Origin of the sequence: Enterobacter sp. Crenshaw (assembly GCF_024734705.1) — a bacterium.
Taxonomy (GTDB): Bacteria; Pseudomonadota; Gammaproteobacteria; order Enterobacterales; family Enterobacteriaceae; genus Enterobacter; species Enterobacter asburiae_B.
The window spans coordinates 236,578-258,397 of sequence record NZ_CP102932.1 but is presented as its reverse complement, the minus strand read 5'-3'; the positions used below and the strand labels follow the sequence as shown (position 1 = coordinate 258,397).

At 56.2% G+C, this 21,820-nt stretch carries 11 protein-coding genes, 1 tRNA gene and 3 rRNA genes; 5 read left to right on the top strand and 10 right to left on the bottom strand.

The window, feature by feature from the left end; translation table 11 throughout:
- Positions 1-129 precede the first annotated feature (129 nt).
- Both NWV12_RS01150 and NWV12_RS01145 read left to right on the top strand, forming a co-directional pair.
- Complete coding sequence (locus NWV12_RS01150) at positions 130-432, top strand: type II toxin-antitoxin system RelE/ParE family toxin (RefSeq protein WP_048979397.1); 303 nt, start codon at positions 130-132, stop codon at positions 430-432.
- A 6-nt stretch (positions 433-438) separates the two neighbouring features.
- Complete coding sequence (locus tag NWV12_RS01145; protein WP_033144375.1) at positions 439-726, top strand: addiction module antidote protein; 288 nt, start codon at positions 439-441, stop codon at positions 724-726.
- Here the strand turns inward: NWV12_RS01145 and NWV12_RS01140 are convergent.
- Together NWV12_RS01140 and metH are read right to left on the bottom strand one after the other, a co-directional pair.
- Positions 723-2,354 (bottom strand): Na/Pi cotransporter family protein, encoded by a 1,632-nt coding sequence (locus NWV12_RS01140; protein WP_048979396.1) that lies wholly within the window; start codon positions 2,352-2,354, stop codon positions 723-725. The two genes, NWV12_RS01145 and NWV12_RS01140, sit on opposite strands and share 4 nt — an antisense overlap.
- Before the next feature lie 116 nt (positions 2,355-2,470).
- Complete coding sequence (gene metH / locus NWV12_RS01135) at positions 2,471-6,154, bottom strand: methionine synthase (RefSeq protein ID WP_048979395.1); 3,684 nt, start codon at positions 6,152-6,154, stop codon at positions 2,471-2,473.
- A gap of 193 nt (positions 6,155-6,347) precedes the next feature.
- Between metH and iclR the strand changes: the two genes are divergently transcribed.
- Positions 6,348-7,178: a glyoxylate bypass operon transcriptional repressor IclR gene (gene iclR, locus NWV12_RS01130; protein WP_045888359.1), complete on the top strand. Its 831-nt coding sequence runs from the start codon at positions 6,348-6,350 to the stop codon at positions 7,176-7,178.
- A gap of 68 nt (positions 7,179-7,246) precedes the next feature.
- Here the strand turns inward: iclR and aceK are convergent, their stop codons facing one another.
- From aceK to NWV12_RS01090, 8 genes are all read right to left on the bottom strand, one after another.
- Complete coding sequence (aceK, locus tag NWV12_RS01125; protein ID WP_048979392.1) at positions 7,247-8,986, bottom strand: bifunctional isocitrate dehydrogenase kinase/phosphatase; 1,740 nt, start codon at positions 8,984-8,986, stop codon at positions 7,247-7,249.
- 51 nt (positions 8,987-9,037) lie between these two features.
- Positions 9,038-10,342 (bottom strand): isocitrate lyase, encoded by a 1,305-nt coding sequence (aceA, locus tag NWV12_RS01120; RefSeq protein ID WP_023309986.1) that lies wholly within the window; start codon positions 10,340-10,342, stop codon positions 9,038-9,040.
- A 31-nt stretch (positions 10,343-10,373) separates the two neighbouring features.
- Positions 10,374-11,975 (bottom strand): malate synthase A, encoded by a 1,602-nt coding sequence (gene aceB / locus NWV12_RS01115; RefSeq protein WP_048979391.1) that lies wholly within the window; start codon positions 11,973-11,975, stop codon positions 10,374-10,376.
- 270 nt (positions 11,976-12,245) lie between these two features.
- A complete protein-coding gene (gene metA, locus NWV12_RS01110; protein ID WP_024906663.1) occupies positions 12,246-13,175 on the bottom strand; it encodes a homoserine O-succinyltransferase in 930 nt (309 codons plus the stop codon).
- A 180-nt stretch (positions 13,176-13,355) separates the two neighbouring features.
- Positions 13,356-13,471: ribosomal RNA gene (gene rrf, locus NWV12_RS01105) — 5S ribosomal RNA — on the bottom strand.
- Between the two features lie 70 nt (positions 13,472-13,541).
- Positions 13,542-16,448 (bottom strand): 23S ribosomal RNA (locus NWV12_RS01100).
- Positions 16,449-16,640: 192 nt separating this feature from the next.
- A tRNA-Glu gene (locus tag NWV12_RS01095) sits at positions 16,641-16,716 on the bottom strand.
- A gap of 84 nt (positions 16,717-16,800) precedes the next feature.
- Positions 16,801-18,340: ribosomal RNA gene (locus NWV12_RS01090) — 16S ribosomal RNA — on the bottom strand.
- Together the 16S, 23S and 5S rRNA genes with 1 tRNA gene alongside form the textbook arrangement of a ribosomal RNA operon.
- A gap of 560 nt (positions 18,341-18,900) precedes the next feature.
- Between NWV12_RS01090 and purH the strand changes: the two genes are divergently transcribed.
- Positions 18,901-20,490, top strand: a complete 1,590-nt coding sequence (purH, locus tag NWV12_RS01085; protein ID WP_048979205.1) for a bifunctional phosphoribosylaminoimidazolecarboxamide formyltransferase/IMP cyclohydrolase — start codon at positions 18,901-18,903, stop codon at positions 20,488-20,490.
- A 15-nt stretch (positions 20,491-20,505) separates the two neighbouring features.
- The gene (gene purD / locus NWV12_RS01080; protein WP_048979204.1) at positions 20,506-21,798 is read left to right on the top strand and encodes a phosphoribosylamine--glycine ligase; all 1,293 of its coding nucleotides are present in this window, start codon (positions 20,506-20,508) and stop codon (positions 21,796-21,798) included.
- Positions 21,799-21,820: the final 22 nt, after the last annotated feature.

The following is a 21,820-nucleotide window of genomic DNA, read 5'->3' as shown; positions in this document are numbered from 1 at the left end:
TGAGACGGGTTTTTTATTTTGCGAGACGCTTTCAGGATTTAGCGTCAGGCCATTTATCCTTGAGCTAACTCCTTTTAGCTTTACTCTCCAGAGACAACCATTTGTAGTTTATAAATCACATGAAGTAATATGAAGGAGATCGTTCAGACAGAATCCTTCCAACGCTGGGAGCAAAACTTAAAAGATCGGCGAGCGAAGACCATTATCGCTTCCCGCCTCTTTCGGTTGGCAAATGGTTTAGCGGGCGACATTAAACCCGTTGGGGAAGGTATAAGTGAGCTGAGGATCCACTATGGTCCGGGCTACAGACTCTATTTTAAAGACCAGGGCAATTGCATCATCGTGCTGTTGTGTGGTGGTGACAAAAGCAGCCAGGCCAGAGACATACTTATGGCAAAAATGCTGAGCAATGTATCCCAATGGCAGGAGTGAATGAGCATGCATAAATTAACACCCTACGATCCAGCCAATGCGCTGGTGGATGACGAGGAAATCGCCGTGTTTATGGCTGATGCCTTAGAAACGGGCGACTCAGCGTATATTGCTAAAGCGCTGGGCGTCATCGCGCGCGCGAAAGGAATGTCGACCATTTCACAGCAAACTGGCCTATCACGAGAGCAACTGTATCGATCGTTCAGTGATAAAGGAAACCCAACGCTTAAAACCACTCTGGCGGTCATGAAAGCATTGGGTCTTGGGCTAACAATCAAACACGCTGGAGATTAATACTCATCCCGCTCGTCGTCTTCATCCGGCTGTTCCATCACGCTGTACGCCACCGCGCAGAACAACGAGTTGAGACGCTTCATATCCCCCAGCAGCCCCAGATGCAGGGAGCTGGTCTCGATACTCTGCACGTTCTGCTGGTGCAGACGCTCAACGTGGGCGTGCGAATAGCGGCGGTTCAGAATACGGAAACGATGCTTGTTGCGGCGCAGGCGGCGCGCGCTCGGCACGTCGCTGGAGAAGAAGACCAGCATCGCCAGCTTGAGGTTGCTGACCAGCTGTTCGTGCAGCGCTTCCAGCTCCTTCAGGCCTTCACCTGAAAACGCACGACGCGCGGCAAGGGATTTGTCGGCGATCTCGCTGCCCATACGCTCAACGATATCCGAGGCCTGCTCAAGGTTAAGCGACATCTCGATGATTTCCGCCCAGCGGCGGGACTCCTCTTCCGCCAGCTCGTCCTGCGGCATACGCGCCAGGTAAAGCTTGATCGCGGTATAGAGCACGTTGATATCGTCCGCCAGTCTGCGCAGTTCTTTCTCTTCACGCGGCTCGCCGTGCATCACCTTTTGCAGGCCTTCGAGCATGGTTTCCATTGCGTCGCCCATGCGCAGCGTCTCGCGCGCGGCATTCGCCAGCGCCAGCGCCGGGGTATCCAGAGCGGACGTATCCAGGTGCTTCGGCTTCAGGCGCGCATCCAGCTCCGGTTCGTCCTGAATGAGACGCTCGCAGAAGCGGGCCATCGGCCCGGCAAAAGGCACCATCGCCAGGCAGCGCACCAGGTTGTAGAACACGTGGAAGTAGATCACCAGCTCCGCCTTCGGCAGCGGGAGATTGTCCATCAGGTTCGCCAGCGGGTGGATAAAGGGCAGGATAATCAGGCTGCCCACCAGCTTAAACAGCAGGCTGCCGAGGGCCACGCGGCGGGCGGCGGCGTTGGCGGCGCTGTTGTTAAGCATCGCCAGCAGGCCCGAGCCGAGGTTAGCCCCGATCACCAGACACAGCGCCACCGGGAAAGAGATCGCCCCTGCGGCGGTTAAGGTTGCCGTCAGAAGAACCGCCGCCAGGCTGGAGTAGCTGACGATAGCAAACACCGCGCCAATGAGCGCGTCCAGCATGATGTCCCCGGTCAGGGAGGCGAAGATGACCTGAACGCCGTTGGCCTCTGTGATTGGCGTGACTGCCTGCACAATCAGCTCCAGCGCCAGCAGGATCAGCCCCAGGCCAATCCCTACGCGCCCGAGCTGCCCGGCGCGCGTCTGTTTGCGGCCAAGGAAGAAGATGACGCCGAGAAAAATCAGCAGCGGCGACAGCCAGGAGAGATCGAAGGTCAGGATACGCGCCATCAGCGCGGTACCTACATCCGCCCCCAGCACAATCACCAGCGCCGGGGCCAGCGCCACCAGATCCTGCGCCACAAAGGAGGTGACAAGCAGGGTCGTAGCGTTACTGCTCTGCACCAGTGCCGTTACGCCAATGCCCGCGCAGAAGGCGAGCGGCTTCTTCTCAACGCTGCTGCTGAGAACGGTACGTAAGCGCGCGCCAAATACGCGCATCACGCCGGTACGGACGATATGGGTGCCCCATACGAGCAGGGCGACTGCAGAGAGCAGGTGTAACAGGGTCAGCACGGAAGGTTTTCCTCCTTATCGTTATTCGTTTTCCATAGGTTCAGTATAAGGGTTTAAACGTAAGAAAGAGACAGGGCGCCCCATGAGCGCCCTGTTTGTTGTAAGGAAAAGTGATTCTAGTCGGCGTCGTAGCCGAGATTAGGCGCCAGCCAGCGCTCCACTTCAGACACGCTCATGCCTTTGCGCAGGGCGTAATCTTCAATCTGATCCCGCTGCAGCTGCGCCACGGCAAAGTATTTGCTGTCCGGATGGCTGAAGTACCAGCCGGAAACGGACGCGCCTGGCCACATGGCGAACGACTCGGTGAGCTTCATGCCGGTATGGGTTTCCACGTCCAGCAGTTTCCAGATGGTGCCTTTTTCGGTGTGTTCCGGACAGGCCGGGTATCCCGGCGCCGGGCGAATCCCCTGGTAGTTTTCGCGGATCAGATCCTCATTGCTGAGGTTTTCATTCGCCGCGTAGCCCCAGTGCACCTTACGCACGCGCTCGTGCAGGTACTCGGCGAAGGCTTCCGCCAGGCGGTCGGCAATCGCTTTTACCATGATTTTATTGTAATCATCGTGCTGCGCTTCGAACGCGTCCGCCAGCGCGTCTTCTTCCAGACCGCCGGTTACCGCAAAGGCGCCGATATAGTCGGCTTTACCACTCAGCTTCGGCGCGACGAAATCGGCCAGGCAGTAGTTGGCAAAGCCCACTTTTTCCGTTTGCTGGCGCAGATGGCGGCTGACCGCCAGCACGTGGGTGCGGGTTTCATCGCGATAAATTTCGATGTCGTCGCCCACGCGGTTCGCCGGGAACAGGCCCACCACGCCGCGCGGGTTGAGGGTTTTCTCTGCGCTCAGCGTGTCGAGCATGTCGTTGGCATCTTTAAACAGGCGCTTCGCCTCCTCGCCGACCACCTCATCTTCCAGGATGCGCGGATATTTGCCCGCCAGCGACCAGGTCATAAAGAATGGCGTCCAGTCGATGTAGTTGCGCAGCGTCTCGATGCTGGCCGTTACGTCCTGCACGCCCAGACGGTGTGCGACCGGCGGCGTATAGCTGGACCAGTCGAAGGCCAGATCGTTGTCGCGCGCCGCCTGTAGCGAAACAGGCGGGGTGCGCGGCTTCTTACGGCCGTGCTGGATCCGAACGGTTTCGTACTCTTTGCGGGTGCGCGCCACAAAGTCATCGCGCTGGGTGTCGGAGAGCAGCGCGGAGACCACGCCCACCGTGCGCGAGGCGTTCTGCACGTAGACCGTCGGGCCGCTGTAGTTCTGCTCGATTTTCACCGCCGTGTGCGCTTTCGAGGTGGTCGCCCCGCCAATCAATAACGGAATGGTGAAGCCCTGTCGCTCCATCTCTTTTGCCACGTTGACCATTTCGTCGAGCGACGGCGTAATCAGCCCGGAGAGGCCAATCAGGTCGGCGTTCACTTCGCGCGCGGTCTTGAGGATTTTGTCCGCCGGGACCATCACGCCAAGGTCGATAATTTCGTAGTTATTACACTGCAGCACTACGCCGACGATGTTCTTGCCGATGTCGTGCACGTCGCCCTTCACGGTGGCGATAACCATCTTGCCGTTGCTGGAACCTTTCTCTTTGCTGGCTTCGATGTAGGGCTCAAGATACGCCACCGCCTGCTTCATCACGCGGGCGGATTTCACCACCTGCGGCAGGAACATTTTGCCCTCACCGAACAGATCGCCGACCACGTTCATGCCGTCCATCAGCGGGCCTTCAATCACCTCAATCGGGCGGGCTGCCTGCTGGCGCGCCTCTTCGGTATCGAGCTCGATAAATTCGGTGATGCCTTTGACCAGCGAGTATTCCAGACGCTTTTTCACGTCCCAGGAACGCCACTCGGCCTGCTGAACGTTTGCCGCCTCATCCGACTTGCTGCCGCGGTATTTCTCCGCCAGGTCCAGCATGCGCTCGGTAGCGTCGTCGCGGCGGTTAAGGATCACGTCCTCGACGGCATCTCGCAGCTCGGCAGGAAGGTCGTCGTAAATCGCCAGCTGGCCGGCGTTAACGATCCCCATGTCCATGCCGTTGCGGATGGCGTAGTAGAGGAACACGGCGTGGATCGCTTCGCGCACCGGGTCGTTGCCGCGGAACGAGAACGACACGTTCGACACGCCGCCGGAGATCAGCGCGTGCGGTAGCTCGCGCTTGATGTCTTCACACGCCCCGATAAAGTCCTGGGCGTAGTTGTTGTGCTCTTCAATCCCGGTCGCGACGGCGAAGATATTTGGGTCAAAGATAATGTCTTCCGGCGGGAAGCCCACCTCTTCGGTCAAAATCTTGTACGCGCGGCGGCATATCTCAATTTTACGCTCGCGGGTATCGGCCTGGCCCACTTCGTCAAAGGCCATCACCACCACGGCGGCACCGTAGCGGCGGACCATCTTCGCGTGGTGGATAAAGATATCAACGCCCTCTTTCATCGAGATAGAGTTGACGATGCCTTTACCCTGGATGCACTTCAGCCCTTTTTCGATGACTTCCCACTTGGAGGAGTCAATCATGATCGGCACGCGGGCAATGTCCGGCTCACCGGCAATCAGGTTGAGGAAACGCACCATCGCCGCTTCGGCGTCGAGCATCCCCTCATCCATGTTGATATCGATAATCTGCGCGCCGCTTTCTACCTGCTGGCGGGCAACGTCCAGCGCTTCGCTGTACTTCTCTTCTTTAATCAGGCGTTTGAACTTTGCGGAACCGGTGACGTTAGTACGCTCACCCACGTTCACAAACAGGCTGTCGTCGCCGATGGTCAACGGCTCCAGGCCGGACAGACGACAGGCAACCGGAAGCTCGGGCAGCTTGCGCGGCGGCAGACCGGCCACGGCGTTGCTCATGGCCGCGATGTGCTCCGGCGTGGTGCCGCAGCAGCCGCCGACGATGTTCAGGAAGCCAGACTCGGCCCACTCGCGGATTTGCGCCGCCATGGTGTCGGCATCGAGATCGTATTCACCGAACGCGTTCGGCAGACCGGCGTTCGGGTGGGCGGTGACGTAGCATTCCGCGATACGGGAAAGCTCCTGCACGTACTGACGCAGCTCATCCGGCCCCAGCGCGCAGTTCAGGCCAAAGGAGAGCGCTTCGGCGTGGCGCAGGGAGTTATAAAACGCTTCGGTTGTCTGGCCGGACAGGGTGCGGCCGGAGGCGTCGGTGATGGTGCCGGAAATCATGATCGGCAGGTCAACGCCCAGCGCCTCAAACTCCTCTTTCACCGCGTAAATCGCGGCTTTGGCGTTGAGGGTGTCGAATACGGTTTCAATCAGAATCAGATCGGAACCGCCTTCCACCAGCGCTTTGGTCGATTCACGGTAGGCCGCGACCAGCTGATCGAAGGTGATATTACGAAACGCCGGGTCGTTGACGTCCGGTGAAATCGACGCGGTGCGGTTCGTCGGGCCAAGCACCCCGGCAACGTAGCGAGGCTTATCCGGCGTACGGGCCGTCCACTCGTCGGCGCAGGCGCGCGCCAGCTTCGCGGCTTCCAGGTTGATTTCCGCCGACAGGGATTCCATCTGGTAATCCGCCATGGCGATAGTTGTCGAGTTAAAGGTGTTGGTTTCAACGATATCCGCACCCGCTTCGAAGTAGGCGTTGTGGATATCCTTAATAACGGACGGCTTGCTGAGCACCAGCAGGTCGTTGTTCCCTTTCAGGTCGCAGGGCCAGTCGGCAAAGCGTTCGCCGCGGAAATCGTCTTCACTCAGACGATACCCCTGGATCATGGTGCCCATGCCGCCGTCCAGCACCAGAATTCGTTCATTTAACTGCGCACGCAGTTGCTCTACTTTGCTGCTCACACTTGCTCCCGACAACGCTCAACAAGGCCAAAAGGCTGCGTTCCATACTGGCACAATCTCGCAGAGTGGAAAAGTCGCACAGCGGTAACATGAGACATGTTCACCATCACTCCTCCGATCAGTCAGGATAACGGTTGCAAATTCACCAAATAAAACGAAAATGATTTCCACGATACAGAAAAAGGAGATCGTCATGGTCGCGACCGTTCCCGCTAAACGCGGCAGAAAACCTGCTGCCACCACCGCCGCCGCACAACAGGGCGGACAGGTTCAATCGCTCACGCGCGGTTTGAAGCTGCTGGAGTGGATAGCCGAGTCGCACAGCAGCGTGGCCCTGACGGAGCTGGCCCAGCAGGCTGGCCTGCCGAACTCCACGACGCACCGCCTGCTGACCACCATGCAGCAGCTGGGCTTTGTGCGTCAGGTCGGCGAGCTGGGGCACTGGGCGGTGGGCGCGCATGCGTTTATCGTCGGCAGCAGCTTCCTGCAGAGCCGCAACCTGCTGGCAATTGTGCACCCGATTCTGCGCAAGCTGATGGAGGAGTCCGGCGAGACCGTAAACCTGGCGGTGCTGGACCAGAGCGACCACCAGGCGATTATCATCGACCAGGTGCAGTGCACGCAGCTGATGCGCATGTCCGCACCGATTGGCGGCAAGCTGCCGATGCATGCCTCCGGGGCGGGGAAAGCGTTTCTTTCGCAGCTGAGCGAAGAGCAGGTGACGGGACTGCTGCACCGTAAAGGGCTGCACGCCTATACCCACGCCACGCTGGTGTCGCCCGTGCATCTGAAAGAAGATCTGGCCCTGACCCGCAAGCGTGGCTATTCGTTTGATGATGAAGAACATGCCCTGGGCCTGCGCTGCCTCGCGGCCTGTATTTTTGACGAGCACCGCGAGCCGTTTGCCGCCATATCCATCTCCGGGCCGATTTCGCGCATGACCGACGACCGCGTGACCGAGCTGGGCGCGCTGGTGATTAAGGCGGCGAAAGAGGTGACGCTGGCGTATGGTGGGATTCGTTGAGATTGAGTGCGGCCTGATTCCCTCACCCCGGCCCTCTCCCACAGGGAGAGGGAGAAAATCTGATGCCCTCACCCTGCTAGAGAGGGTGCAAACCTAATGCAAAACCTCTGCTTGCGGCGGTAAGCGTACACATCTTCGACATGCCCATTTTTGATCCGCGTTTGCAGCCCGCGCCAGTAGCTGGCGCGGAACAGATCCTCATGCATCTCTTCAAATAACGGCCCGATGCGCGGGTCGGCGCACAGCCAGTGGCGAAACTCCTCCGGAAACACATCGCCCGGCGAGACGCTGTACCACGGCTCGCCGGAAAGCTCGTCTTCGGGGTAGCGGGGCTGTGGTATATCGCGGAAATTCACTTCGGTCATGTAGCAAATTTCGTCGTAATCGTAGAACACCACGCGCCCGTGACGGGTGACGCCGAAGTTTTTAAACAGCATGTCGCCCGGGAAAATATTGGCGGCGGCAAGCTGGCGAATCGCGTTGCCGTATTCTTCAATGGCATCCCGCAGCGCCTGACCTTCGGACTGCTCAAGCCAGATATTCAGCGGCACCATACGGCGTTCGATGTAGAGATGGCTAATCACGATTTTATCACCCAGATCGGTGATTTTCGCAGGTGCTTCCTGCATTAACAGCGCCATGAGCGCCGGGTCGATCTGCTGTTTATCCAGCACAAAGTTTTCGAACTCCTGGGTATCCGCCATGCGCCCGACGCGGTCGTGCTCTTTAACCAGCTGATAGCAGGCGCGAACGTGCGCGGCGGTCATCTCTTTCTGCGGTGCGAATCTGTCTTTAATCACCTTAAAGACCCGGTCGAAACCCGGCAGCGTAAAGACCAGCATCACCATACCGCGAATGCCGGGCGCTTCGATAAACTGCTCATCGGCCGCGGTGACATAGCGCAGGTACTCCCGGTAGCTTTCCGTTTTGGCGTGCTTCTGGCAGCCAATCGCCATATACAGCTCGGCGGTGGTTTTGCCCGGCAGGATTTCGCGCAGCCACTCCACCAGCGCGGCAGGCAGCGGGGCGTACACCATGAAATAGGAGCGGGCGAAGCCAAACACGATGCTGGCCTCGGCGCTGGTGGTCAGGCAGGTATCGACAAACAGTTCCCCGTCGTCGGTACGGTGAATGGGCAGCAGAAACGGCACAATGGCGGTCGGCGTAACCAGTTTGCCCACCAGCCAGGCGGCTTTATTGCGGTAGAAAAGCTCGTTGGCAACCTGCAAATGGCTGTGGCTGAGCACCTCCGCGCCGAAGGTTTCGTTGAGATGGGCGTGGATATAGCCGATATCCCGGGTTTTATTCTCCCAGGGCAGGCGCAGCGGCAGATCCGTTAGCACGCGGTGCAGGAGCTTTTCCCATCCGCGATCGGGAAAGAAATCTTTCGCCAGCGGACGGGGAATGGTTCGAAAGCGTCGCTCGGGCTGGGAGCTGAAGATAAATAACCGCTCAGGAGATAGTGAGCGGTGGTCAAATAACCGACAATAGACGGAGTTGAAAAAGCTCTCCGCAATCTCGAAGCGCGGGTAGTCGGGTAACAAATGGGTGTAGTGCTCCTTCACGCGCAGTAAAAAATCCGCGTCGGGACTTTTACCGTCGGTAATACAGCGCAGCTGCTCCACCACCAGACCCACGTGGTGATCGTAGAGATGGATACGCTGCTTCATGGCCTGCTGAACCGCATGCCAGTCTGCATGTTCGAAGCGCTGCTGCGCGCCGGATGTCACTTCAAGAAAACGACCATACTGGGCATCGAAGCCCTGCAAAATAGTTTGGGCAATCAGCAATTCCAGGCCACGCGACATATATTCCCCCTCACCCCAACCCTCTCCCCGAGAGGGGAGAGGGGGAAAAGATTAGAACTGTGCTTCTTCCGTTGAACCCGTTAAGGCGGTGACGGAGGAGGTTCCGCCCTGGATAATCGTGGTCACATTGTCAAAGTAGCCGGTTCCCACCTCCTGCTGGTGAGACACGAAGGTGTAACCGTCTTTGCCCGCCGCAAACTCCGGCTGCTGCACCTTCTCAACGTAGTGCTTCATGCCCTCACCCTGCGCATAGGCGTGCGCCAGGTCGAACATGTTGAACCACATGCTGTGGATACCGGCCAGGGTAATGAACTGGTATTTGTAGCCCATGTCGGACAGCTGCTGCTGGAAGCTGGCGATGGTTTTGTCATCCAGCTTTTTCTGCCAGTTGAAGGACGGCGAGCAGTTATAGGCCAGCAGTTTGCCCGGATACTTCGCGTGGATGGCGTCGGCAAAGCGTTTTGCCAGCGCCAGATCCGGCGTGGAGGTTTCACACCAGACCAGGTCCGCATAAGGCGCGTACGCCAGGCCGCGGCTGATCGCCTGTTCAATGCCGGCATGGGTGCGGTAGAAGCCTTCACTGGTACGCTCGCCGGTGATGAACTCGCTGTCATACGGGTCGCAGTCAGAGGTGATCAGGTCCGCCGCGTCGGCATCAGTACGGGCAATCACCAGCGTCGGCACGCCGAGCACGTCCGCGGCCAGACGCGCGGCAACCAGCTTCTGTACGGCTTCCTGTGTAGGAACCAGCACCTTACCGCCCATGTGTCCGCATTTTTTCACTGACGCCAGCTGGTCTTCGAAGTGAACGGCCGCTGCACCGGCCTCAATCATCGATTTCATCAGCTCGAAGGCATTCAGCACGCCGCCGAAGCCCGCTTCCGCATCCGCGACGATCGGCAGGAAGTAGTCAGTAAAGCGCGGATCGCCAGGTTCGATTCCGGCGGCCCACTGGATCTGATCCGCACGGCGGAAGGTATTGTTGATCCGATCCACCACCGACGGCACGGAGTTAGCCGGATAGAGCGACTGATCCGGGTACATGCTGGACGCCAGGTTAGCGTCCGCCGCAACCTGCCAGCCGGAGAGATAAATCGCCTCAATACCCGCCTTCGCCTGCTGCAGCGCCTGACCGCCGGTCAGCGCGCCGAGGCTGTTGATGTAGCCCTTTTTAGAGCCACCGTGCAGCAGCTTCCACATTTTCGCCGCACCGTTCTGTGCCAGCGTGCATTCCGGATTGACCGAGCCGCGTAATTTCACCACTTCCTCCGCGCTGTAAGGACGGCGGATGCCTTCCCAGCGAGGCTGTGTCCACTCTTTCTTCAACTCTTCGATTTGTTGGGTACGGGTTTTCATGTGCAGATGCTCCATATTGTTATGTGGTGAGTTACGCCAGGAAGCGGTAGCCCGGCAGGGTCAGGAAGTCGATTAAGTCATCTGATGTGGTGATTTGCTCCATCAGGCGCGCGGCGTCGTCAAAACGTCCGCTGCTGAAGCGGTGCTCGCCCAGCTCGTCCTGGATCACCCGCATCTCTTCGGCCAGCATCTGGCGGAACAGGGTCTTGGTCACCGGTTTGCCGTTGCTGAGCGTTTTTTGATGGTGGATCCACTGCCAGATGGAGGTACGTGAAATCTCCGCCGTCGCGGCATCTTCCATCAGGCCGTAGATAGGTACGCAGCCGTTGCCGGAGATCCACGCTTCGATGTACTGGACCGCGACGCGGATATTGGCACGCATGCCCTCTTCCGTACGCTCGCCCGCGCACGGTGCCAGCAGCTGTTCTTCAGCCGTTGGGGCATCGTCTTCGCGCGTGACAAACAGCTGGTTTTTGTTGTCGCCGAGAACGCGGTTAAAGACCTCCATCGCCGTATCGGCCAGGCCAGGATGGGCAATCCACGTGCCGTCGTGACCGTTACGCGCTTCAAGCTCTTTGTCGGCCTTCACCTTGTTGAGCACCTGATTGTTGCGCTCTGCGTCTTTGCTCGGGATAAATGCCGCCATGCCGCCCATCGCAAAGGCGCCGCGCTTGTGGCAGGTTTTGATCAGCAGGCGCGAGTAGGCGCTCAGGAACGGTTTATCCATGGTCACGACCTGGCGATCCGGCAGTACGCGGTCGGGATAGTTTTTCAGGGTTTTGATGTAGCTGAAAATATAGTCCCAGCGCCCGCAGTTCAGGCCGACGATGTGGTCGCGCAGGGCGTGCAGAATTTCATTCATCTGGAACACGGCAGGTAGCGTTTCAATCAGCAGCGTGGCTTTGATGGTGCCGCGCGGCAGGTTGAAACGATCTTCCGCATAGCTGAAGACTTCGCTCCACCAGGCCGCTTCCTGCCAGGCCTGCGTTTTTGGCAAATAGAAATAAGGGCCGCTGCCTTTTGCCAGCAGGTTCTTGTAGTTGTGGAAGAAATAGAGTGCGAAATCAAACAGGCTGCCCGGAATGGCTTCCCCACGCCAGGTGACATGTTTTTCAGGCAGGTGCAGGCCGCGTACGCGACAGATCAGCACCGCAGGGTTCGGTTTGAGCTGGTAAATTTTGCCGGCTTCGTTGGTATAGCTGATGGTGCCGTTCACGGCGTCGCGCAGGTTAATCTGCCCCTCGATGACCTTACGCCAGTCCGGCGCCAGTGAGTCTTCAAAATCGGCCATAAAGACTTTAACGTTGGCGTTCATGGCGTTGATCACCATTTTGCGCTCTACCGGACCGGTGATCTCAACGCGACGATCCTGTAAATCTTCAGGGATGCCGCGGATTTTCCACTCACCGCGACGAATGGAAGCGGTTTCCGAAATGAATCCAGGCAACTTGCCATCGTCAATTTCCTGCTGCTGATGAATGCGTGCCGCCAGCAGCTTATTACGCTGCGGTGTAAAGCGGGTCACCAGTTCAGTCAGAAATTCTACCGCTTCCGCCGTCAAAATTTGCTGTTCTTGCTCGCCATACGGCTGGGTAAAGGCCAGTTCATCGACCGTCGTTGCCTGTTGAGTCATTACTCTGCTCCTCATCAAAGATCCAAAATCACGCCCCCGATGCGAACGAAAGATCGTTGGGTAGTTTTCGCTCAGCAGAATTAAGACTATCTATATTTTTTCTAAAATCAAAAACAATTTCCATTTTAATTATTAATTGTGATTAATTGATTGATTTAATTGAGATTAAAGTTGGATCGAACGGTGAGTGACATTTCGGAAATAAAAAAGGCACCCGAAGGTGCCTGATTTGAATAGCTGAAACGCTTTAGGATCGTTTAGTGCAGAAGATTACTCCAGCGTCGGATTCATGTGACGCAGATCGTATGGCGTGATCTGGTAGACGTAATAGTTGAGCCAGTTAGTGAAAAGCAAATTCCCGTGGCTGCGCCAGGTTGCTCTCGGTTTGTTTTGCGGGTCGTCTTTCGGGAAATAGTTGTACGGTACATCCGGATTTAGACCCGCTTCGACATCACGGAAATACTCTGACGCAAGGGTATGCGGATCGTACTCAGGATGCCCGGTCACGAATGCAATGCGTTTATCCTTGCTGGCAAACAGATAAGCATCTCCATCTTCCGTTTCGGCCAGGATCTCCAGATCGGTGTAATCACGAATCAGCTGGGCCGGGAAATCGGCGTAGCGAGAATGCGGGGCCAGGAAAGAGTCATCGAAACCACGCGTCAGCAACGCATGTGGATGAAGAATGTGGTGTTCGTAGACGCCGGAGAGCTTTTCAGTGCGGGTTTGCTTGGGGATGCCATAAAGAATATTCAGTGCGGCTTGTACCGCCCAACAGACAAACAATGTGGAGGTAACGTGATCTTTTGCCCACTCCAGCACCTGTTTGATCTGTGGCCAGTAGGCGACATCGTTAAATTCAACCAGACCGAGCGGCGCGCCGGTCACGATCAGTCCGTCGAAGTTTTCACCCTGAATATCATCGAAGTTACAGTAGAAGTTGTTCAGATGCTCAGAAGGCGTGTTACGTGACTCACGGGCATCGATTCGCAGCAGCTGAATATCAACCTGCAGAGGGGAGTTCGACAGAAGACGCAGGAACTGGTTTTCTGTTTCGATCTTTTTTGGCATCAGATTGAGAATAAGCACCTTCAGCGGGCGAATTTCCTGACCTGTCGCACGCGAAGCCGTCATGACGAAGACGTTTTCTTCACGCAAGAAATTGACGGCTGGTAGCTCGTCCTGCACCCGAATCGGCATAGCTTTATATCCTCACAGCATACGTATAAACGTTTAGACATCCAGATAGCTAACGATACCCAGAAACGGGCATAATGTCGAGCCTGCAAGCGGAAGGTGAGAAAGTTTCAAGGAGGGGGGAGAGGGAAAAACAAAAGCAAAAAACCCCGCACCTTACGGTACGGGGTTCTTTTATTTGATGCCTGGCAGTTCCCTACTCTCACATGGGGAGACCCCACACTACCATCGGCGCTACGGCGTTTCACTTCTGAGTTCGGCATGGGGTCAGGTGGGACCACCGCGCTAAAGCCGCCAGGCAAATTCTGTTAATCTGTATCAGGCTGAAAATCGTGTCTGTCTCATCCGCCGAAACAGCTTCGGCGTTGTAAGGTTAAGCCTCACGGTTCATTAGTATCGGTTAGCTCAACGCATCGCTGCGCTTACACACCCGACCTATCAACGTCGTAGTCTTCAACGTTCCTTCAGGACCCTTAAAGGGTCAGGGAGAACTCATCTCGGGGCAAGTTTCGTGCTTAGATGCTTTCAGCACTTATCTTTTCCGCATTTAGCTACCGGGCAGTGCCATTGGCATGACAACCCGAACACCAGTGATGCGTCCACTCCGGTCCTCTCGTACTAGGAGCAGCCCCCCTCAATTCTCCAGCGCCCACGGCAGATAGGGACCGAACTGTCTCACGACGTTCTAAACCCAGCTCGCGTACCACTTTAAATGGCGAACAGCCATACCCTTGGGACCTACTTCAGCCCCAGGATGTGATGAGCCGACATCGAGGTGCCAAACACCGCCGTCGATATGAACTCTTGGGCGGTATCAGCCTGTTATCCCCGGAGTACCTTTTATCCGTTGAGCGATGGCCCTTCCATTCAGAACCACCGGATCACTATGACCTGCTTTCGCACCTGCTCGAGCCGTCACTCTCGCAGTCAAGCTAGCTTATGCCATTGCACTAACCTCCTGATGTCCGACCAGGATTAGCTAACCTTCGTGCTCCTCCGTTACTCTTTGGGAGGAGACCGCCCCAGTCAAACTACCCACCAGACACTGTCCGCAACCCGGATCACGGGTCTACGTTAGAACACCAGCCATTAAAGGGTGGTATTTCAAGGTCGGCTCCACGCAGACTGGCGTCCACGCTTCAAAGCCTCCCACCTATCCTACACATCAAGGACCAGTGTTCAGTGTCAAGCTATAGTAAAGGTTCACGGGGTCTTTCCGTCTTGCCGCGGGTACACTGCATCTTCACAGCGAGTTCAATTTCACTGAGTCTCGGGTGGAGACAGCCTGGCCATCATTACGCCATTCGTGCAGGTCGGAACTTACCCGACAAGGAATTTCGCTACCTTAGGACCGTTATAGTTACGGCCGCCGTTTACCGGGGCTTCGATCAAGAGCTTCGCGTTGCCGCTAACCCCATCAATTAACCTTCCGGCACCGGGCAGGCGTCACACCGTATACGTCCACTTTCGTGTTTGCACAGTGCTGTGTTTTTAATAAACAGTTGCAGCCAGCTGGTATCTTCGACTGATTTCAGCTCCACCCGCAGGGGCTTCACCTACATATCAGCGTGCCTTCTCCCGAAGTTACGGCACCATTTTGCCTAGTTCCTTCACCCGAGTTCTCTCAAGCGCCTTGGTATTCTCTACCTGACCACCTGTGTCGGTTTGGGGTACGATTTCGTGTTACCTGATGCTTAGAGGCTTTTCCTGGAAGCAGGGCATTTGTTACTTCAGCACCGTAGTGCCTCGTCATCACACCTCAGCGTTAATAAGGTACCGGATTTACCTGGAACCTCCGCCTACATGCTTAAACCGGGACAACCGTCGCCCGGCTAACATAGCCTTCTCCGTCCCCCCTTCGCAGTAACACCAAGTACAGGAATATTAACCTGTTTCCCATCGACTACGCCTTTCGGCCTCGCCTTAGGGGTCGACTCACCCTGCCCCGATTAACGTTGGACAGGAACCCTTGGTCTTCCGGCGAGCGGGCTTTTCACCCGCTTTATCGTTACTTATGTCAGCATTCGCACTTCTGATACCTCCAGCATGCCTCACAGCACACCTTCAACGGCTTACAGAACGCTCCCCTACCCAACAACGCATAAGCGTCGCTGCCGCAGCTTCGGTGCATGGTTTAGCCCCGTTACATCTTCCGCGCAGGCCGACTCGACCAGTGAGCTATTACGCTTTCTTTAAATGATGGCTGCTTCTAAGCCAACATCCTGGCTGTCTGTGCCTTCCCACATCGTTTCCCACTTAACCATGACTTTGGGACCTTAGCTGGCGGTCTGGGTTGTTTCCCTCTTCACGACGGACGTTAGCACCCGCCGTGTGTCTCCCGTGATAACATTCTTCGGTATTCGTAGTTTGCATCGGGTTGGTAAGCCGGGATGGCCCCCTAGCCGAAACAGTGCTCTACCCCCGAAGATGAGTTCACGAGGCGCTACCTAAATAGCTTTCGGGGAGAACCAGCTATCTCCCGGTTTGATTGGCCTTTCACCCCCAGCCACAAGTCATCCGCTAATTTTTCAACATTAGTCGGTTCGGTCCTCCAGTTAGTGTTACCCAACCTTCAACCTGCCCATGGCTAGATCACCGGGTTTCGGGTCTATACCCTGCAACTTAACGCCCAGTTAAGACTCGGTTTCCCTTCGGCTCCCCTATACGGTTAACCTTGCTACAGAATATAAGTCGCTGACCCATTATACAAAAGGTACGCAGTCACACCACGAAGGTGCTCCCACTGCTTGTACGTACACGGTTTCAGGTTCTTTTTCACTCCCCTCGCCGGGGTTCTTTTCGCCTTTCCCTCACGGTACTGGTTCACTATCGGTCAGTCAGGAGTATTTAGCCTTGGAGGATGGTCCCCCCCATATTCAGACAGGATACCACGTGTCCCGCCCTACTCTTCGAGTTCACAGCCTGTGTGCTTTCGTGTACGGGGCTGTCACCCTGTATCGCCGGACTTTCCAGACCGTTCCACTAACACACAAGCTGATTCAGACTCTGGGCTGCTCCCCGTTCGCTCGCCGCTACTGGGGGAATCTCGGTTGATTTCTTTTCCTCGGGGTACTTAGATGTTTCAGTTCCCCCGGTTCGCCTCGTTAACCTATGTATTCAGTTAACGATAGTGCAACGAATTGCACTGGGTTTCCCCATTCGGACATCGCCGGGTCAAAGGTTCATATCACCTCGCCGGCGCTTTTCGCAGATTAGCACGTCCTTCATCGCCTCTGACTGCCAGGGCATCCACCGTGTACGCTTAGTCGCTTAACCTCACAACCCGAAGATGTTTCTTTCGATTCACCATCGACTTGCGAAAATTTGAGAGACTCGAACACACATAACATGTGTGTCGTTTCAATTTTCAGCTTGATCCAGATTTTTAAAGAGCAAATATCTCAAACGTCACCCGAAGATGAGTTTTGAGATATGACGGCAGGTGACTTTCACTCACGAACCAGCAAGTGGCGTCCCCTAGGGGATTCGAACCCCTGTTACCGCCGTGAAAGGGCGGTGTCCTGGGCCTCTAGACGAAGGGGACGTGAAGTCTCAATCGCAAGACGCCTTGCTATTTACTTTTCATCAGACAATCTGTGTGAGCACTACAAAGGCAGGTTCTTTAAGGTAAGGAGGTGATCCAACCGCAGGTTCCCCTACGGTTACCTTGTTACGACTTCACCCCAGTCATGAATCACAAAGTGGTAAGCGCCCTCCCGAAGGTTAAGCTACCTACTTCTTTTGCAACCCACTCCCATGGTGTGACGGGCGGTGTGTACAAGGCCCGGGAACGTATTCACCGTAGCATTCTGATCTACGATTACTAGCGATTCCGACTTCATGGAGTCGAGTTGCAGACTCCAATCCGGACTACGACGCACTTTATGAGGTCCGCTTGCTCTCGCGAGGTCGCTTCTCTTTGTATGCGCCATTGTAGCACGTGTGTAGCCCTACTCGTAAGGGCCATGATGACTTGACGTCATCCCCACCTTCCTCCAGTTTATCACTGGCAGTCTCCTTTGAGTTCCCGGCCTAACCGCTGGCAACAAAGGATAAGGGTTGCGCTCGTTGCGGGACTTAACCCAACATTTCACAACACGAGCTGACGACAGCCATGCAGCACCTGTCTCAGAGTTCCCGAAGGCACCAATCCATCTCTGGAAAGTTCTCTGGATGTCAAGAGTAGGTAAGGTTCTTCGCGTTGCATCGAATTAAACCACATGCTCCACCGCTTGTGCGGGCCCCCGTCAATTCATTTGAGTTTTAACCTTGCGGCCGTACTCCCCAGGCGGTCGACTTAACGCGTTAGCTCCGGAAGCCACGCCTCAAGGGCACAACCTCCAAGTCGACATCGTTTACGGCGTGGACTACCAGGGTATCTAATCCTGTTTGCTCCCCACGCTTTCGCACCTGAGCGTCAGTCTTTGTCCAGGGGGCCGCCTTCGCCACCGGTATTCCTCCAGATCTCTACGCATTTCACCGCTACACCTGGAATTCTACCCCCCTCTACAAGACTCTAGCCTGCCAGTTTCGAATGCAGTTCCCAGGTTGAGCCCGGGGATTTCACATCCGACTTGACAGACCGCCTGCGTGCGCTTTACGCCCAGTAATTCCGATTAACGCTTGCACCCTCCGTATTACCGCGGCTGCTGGCACGGAGTTAGCCGGTGCTTCTTCTGCGGGTAACGTCAATCGACAAGGTTATTAGCCTTATCGCCTTCCTCCCCGCTGAAAGTACTTTACAACCCGAAGGCCTTCTTCATACACGCGGCATGGCTGCATCAGGCTTGCGCCCATTGTGCAATATTCCCCACTGCTGCCTCCCGTAGGAGTCTGGACCGTGTCTCAGTTCCAGTGTGGCTGGTCATCCTCTCAGACCAGCTAGGGATCGTCGCCTAGGTGAGCCGTTACCCCACCTACTAGCTAATCCCATCTGGGCACATCTGATGGCAAGAGGCCCGAAGGTCCCCCTCTTTGGTCTTGCGACGTTATGCGGTATTAGCTACCGTTTCCAGTAGTTATCCCCCTCCATCAGGCAGTTTCCCAGACATTACTCACCCGTCCGCCGCTCGTCACCCGAGAGCAAGCTCTCTGTGCTACCGCTCGACTTGCATGTGTTAGGCCTGCCGCCAGCGTTCAATCTGAGCCATGATCAAACTCTTCAATTTAAGTTTGATGCTCGTGAATTAAACTTCGTAATGAATTACGTATGTTCACTCAGAGACTTGGTATTCATTTTTCGTCTTGCGACGTTAAGAATCCATGTCACTTTGAGTGCCCACACAGATTGTCTGATAAATTGTTAAAGAGCAGTGCAACGCGGCTTTCGCTCACCGTTGCGAGGTGGCGTATATTACGCTTTCCTCTTTCAGAGTCAACCCGTTATTTCAGAATTTTTCTCTTCAACCGAACCGCTTGTTGTGTGAAGTGATTCACATCCGCCGTGTCGATGGAGGCGCATTATAGGGAGTTCTCAGCAGGCCGCAACCGCTAAATGACAGAAAAATGACTGACTGCTGCATTCCACAGCAAAACCCCACCTTATACCTTTTTACACACAGACTTATCCACAATGATACGAAAAAGTGAAAATGTGCGAGCGTTGCGCAAACGTTTTCGTTAAAATGCTCGCGCTTAATAAGGATGCCCCGTCAGGTGTGTTAGATGAGTTTTTCGCAGGAAAATTCATCTAACGCTCTCTGTAATCGTGAAATCCAGGGGATTTACCATGCAACAACGTCGTCCAGTCCGCCGCGCTCTGCTCAGTGTTTCTGATAAAGCCGGTATCGTCGAATTCGCTCAGGCACTTTCCGCACGCGGTGTGGAGCTGCTTTCTACAGGCGGTACCGCTCGCCTGTTAGCAGATAAAGGTCTGCCGGTAACCGAAGTGTCCGATTACACCGGTTTCCCGGAAATGATGGATGGACGCGTCAAAACCCTGCATCCGAAAGTTCACGGCGGTATTCTTGGCCGTCGCGGTCAGGACGACGCCATTATGGAACAGCATGACATCGCCCCAATCGATATGGTTGTCGTTAACCTCTATCCGTTTGCCCAGACCGTTGCTCGCGAAGGCTGTTCTCTGGAAGATGCCGTAGAGAATATTGATATCGGCGGCCCAACCATGGTGCGCTCCGCGGCCAAGAACCATAAAGATGTGGCCATTGTCGTAAAGAGCAGCGATTACGAAACCATTATTAATGAGATGGATGCCAACGAAGGGTCACTGACTCTGGAAACGCGTTTCGACCTCGCCATCAAAGCCTTCGAGCACACCGCGGCGTACGACAGCATGATCGCCAACTACTTCGGTAGCCTGGTGCCTGCCTACCACGGTGAAAGCAAAGATCCTTCTGGCCGCTTCCCGCGCACCCTGAACCTGAACTTCATTAAGAAGCAGGATATGCGTTACGGTGAGAACAGCCACCAGCAGGCAGCCTTCTATATAGAAGAAGAGGTAAAAGAAGCCTCTGTTGCGACCGCTCAGCAGGTTCAGGGCAAAGCGCTATCCTATAACAACATTGCTGACACCGACGCCGCGCTGGAATGCGTGAAAGAGTTCAGCGAGCCGGCCTGCGTTATCGTTAAGCACGCGAACCCATGCGGCGTTGCCGTGAGCACCTCTATTCTGGACGCCTACGATCGCGCATACAAAACCGACCCGACCTCCGCGTTCGGCGGCATTATCGCCTTCAACCGCGAGCTGGATGCTGAAACCGCACAAGCCATCATCTCCCGCCAGTTCGTTGAAGTGATCATCGCGCCATCCGCATCCGCAGAGGCACTGAAAATCACCGCGGCGAAACAGAACGTACGCGTGCTGGTTTGCGGCCAGTGGGCAGAACGCGTGCCGGGCCTGGACTTCAAGCGTGTGAACGGCGGCCTGCTGGTTCAGGACCGCGATCTGGGTATGGTGACAGAAGCCGACCTGCGCGTGGTAACCAAACGTCAACCGACCGAACAGGAACTGCGTGACGCGCTGTTCTGCTGGAAGGTCGCGAAGTTCGTCAAATCCAACGCCATCGTCTACGCCAAAGAAAACATGACTATCGGGATAGGCGCAGGCCAGATGAGCCGCGTTTACTCCGCGAAAATCGCGGGCATTAAAGCAGGCGATGAAGGTCTGGAAGTAAAAGGCTCCGCCATGGCTTCTGACGCCTTCTTCCCGTTCCGTGACGGTATCGACGCGGCGGCTGCAGTGGGCATCACCTGTGTGATCCAGCCTGGCGGCTCAATTCGCGACGACGAAGTGATTGCCGCTGCCGACGAACATGGCATTGCAATGATCTTCACCGACATGCGCCACTTCCGCCATTAATTCCCGGAGCAGAAAATGAAAGTATTAGTGATTGGTAACGGCGGACGCGAGCACGCTCTGGCGTGGAAAGCGGCGCAGTCTCCGCTGGTGAAAACAGTCTTCGTAGCACCGGGCAACGCCGGTACCGCGCTGGAACCCGCGCTGCAAAACGTGGCTATTGGCGTAACCGATATTCCTGCGCTGCTGAGCTTTGCCCAGAGCGAGAAAATCGATCTGACCATCGTCGGCCCGGAAGCGCCGCTGGTGATTGGCGTCGTCGATGCCTTCCGCGCGGCGGGCCTGACAATCTTCGGGCCAACGGAAGGCGCCGCGCAGCTGGAAGGCTCCAAAGCCTTCACCAAAGATTTCCTCGCGCGTCACAACATCCCGACGGCGGAATATCAGAACTTCACCGAAGTGGAGCCAGCCCTGGCCTACCTGCGTGAAAAAGGCGCGCCGATTGTCATCAAGGCCGACGGTCTGGCCGCAGGTAAAGGCGTTATCGTCGCGATGACCCTCGAAGAAGCCGAAGCCGCGGTTCAGGATATGCTGGCGGGTAACGCCTTTGGCGACGCGGGCCACCGCATCGTGATCGAAGAGTTCCTCGACGGTGAAGAGGCCAGCTTTATCGTGATGGTCGACGGCGAGCACGTTCTGCCGATGGCCACCAGCCAGGATCACAAGCGCGTGGGCAATGGCGATACCGGCCCGAATACTGGCGGAATGGGCGCTTACTCCCCCGCTCCGGTAGTGACTGACGAAGTCCACCAGCGCACCATGGATCGCGTCATTTGGCCAACCGTGAAAGGGATGGCGGCGGAAGGCAACACCTACACCGGTTTCCTCTATGCGGGTCTGATGATCGACAAACAGGGTAACCCTAAGGTCATCGAATTCAACTGCCGCTTTGGCGATCCGGAAACGCAGCCCATCATGCTGCGCATGAAATCCGATCTGGTGGAACTGTGTCTGGCAGCCTGCGAAGGCAAGCTCGACGAGAAAACCTCAGAGTGGGACGAGCGTGCGTCTCTGGGCGTGGTGATTGCGGCGGGTGGTTACCCGGGCAACTACAACACCGGGGATGAGATCCACGGCCTGCCGCTGGAAGAGATTGACGGTGCGAAGGTGTTCCATGCGGGTACGAAGCTGGCTGAAGACGATCGCGTCCTCACCAACGGCGGACGCGTGCTGTGTGCGACCGCGCTGGGCCATACCGTGGCAGAAGCGCAGAAACGCGCCTACGCGCTGATGGCGGATATTCACTGGAACGGCAGCTTTAGCCGTCAGGATATCGGTTATCGTGCAATTGCGCGCGAGCAGGGCGAGTAATTTCACACCCTCACCCTAACCC

Bases quoted from the DNA above. Each gene is read 5' to 3' on its own strand.
- metA (WP_024906663.1), bottom strand. From the start codon at position 13,175: ATGCCGATTCGGGTGCAGGACGAGCTACCAGCCGTCAATTTCTTGCGT.
- aceB (WP_048979391.1), bottom strand. From the start codon at position 11,975: ATGACTCAACAGGCAACGACGGTCGATGAACTGGCCTTTACCCAGCCG.
- purD (WP_048979204.1), top strand. From the start codon at position 20,506: ATGAAAGTATTAGTGATTGGTAACGGCGGACGCGAGCACGCTCTGGCG.
- NWV12_RS01145 (WP_033144375.1), top strand. From the start codon at position 439: ATGCATAAATTAACACCCTACGATCCAGCCAATGCGCTGGTGGATGAC.
- iclR (WP_045888359.1), top strand. From the start codon at position 6,348: ATGGTCGCGACCGTTCCCGCTAAACGCGGCAGAAAACCTGCTGCCACC.
- aceK (WP_048979392.1), bottom strand. From the start codon at position 8,986: ATGTCGCGTGGCCTGGAATTGCTGATTGCCCAAACTATTTTGCAGGGC.
- aceA (WP_023309986.1), bottom strand. From the start codon at position 10,342: ATGAAAACCCGTACCCAACAAATCGAAGAGTTGAAGAAAGAGTGGACA.
- purH (WP_048979205.1), top strand. From the start codon at position 18,901: ATGCAACAACGTCGTCCAGTCCGCCGCGCTCTGCTCAGTGTTTCTGAT.
- NWV12_RS01150 (WP_048979397.1), top strand. From the start codon at position 130: ATGAAGGAGATCGTTCAGACAGAATCCTTCCAACGCTGGGAGCAAAAC.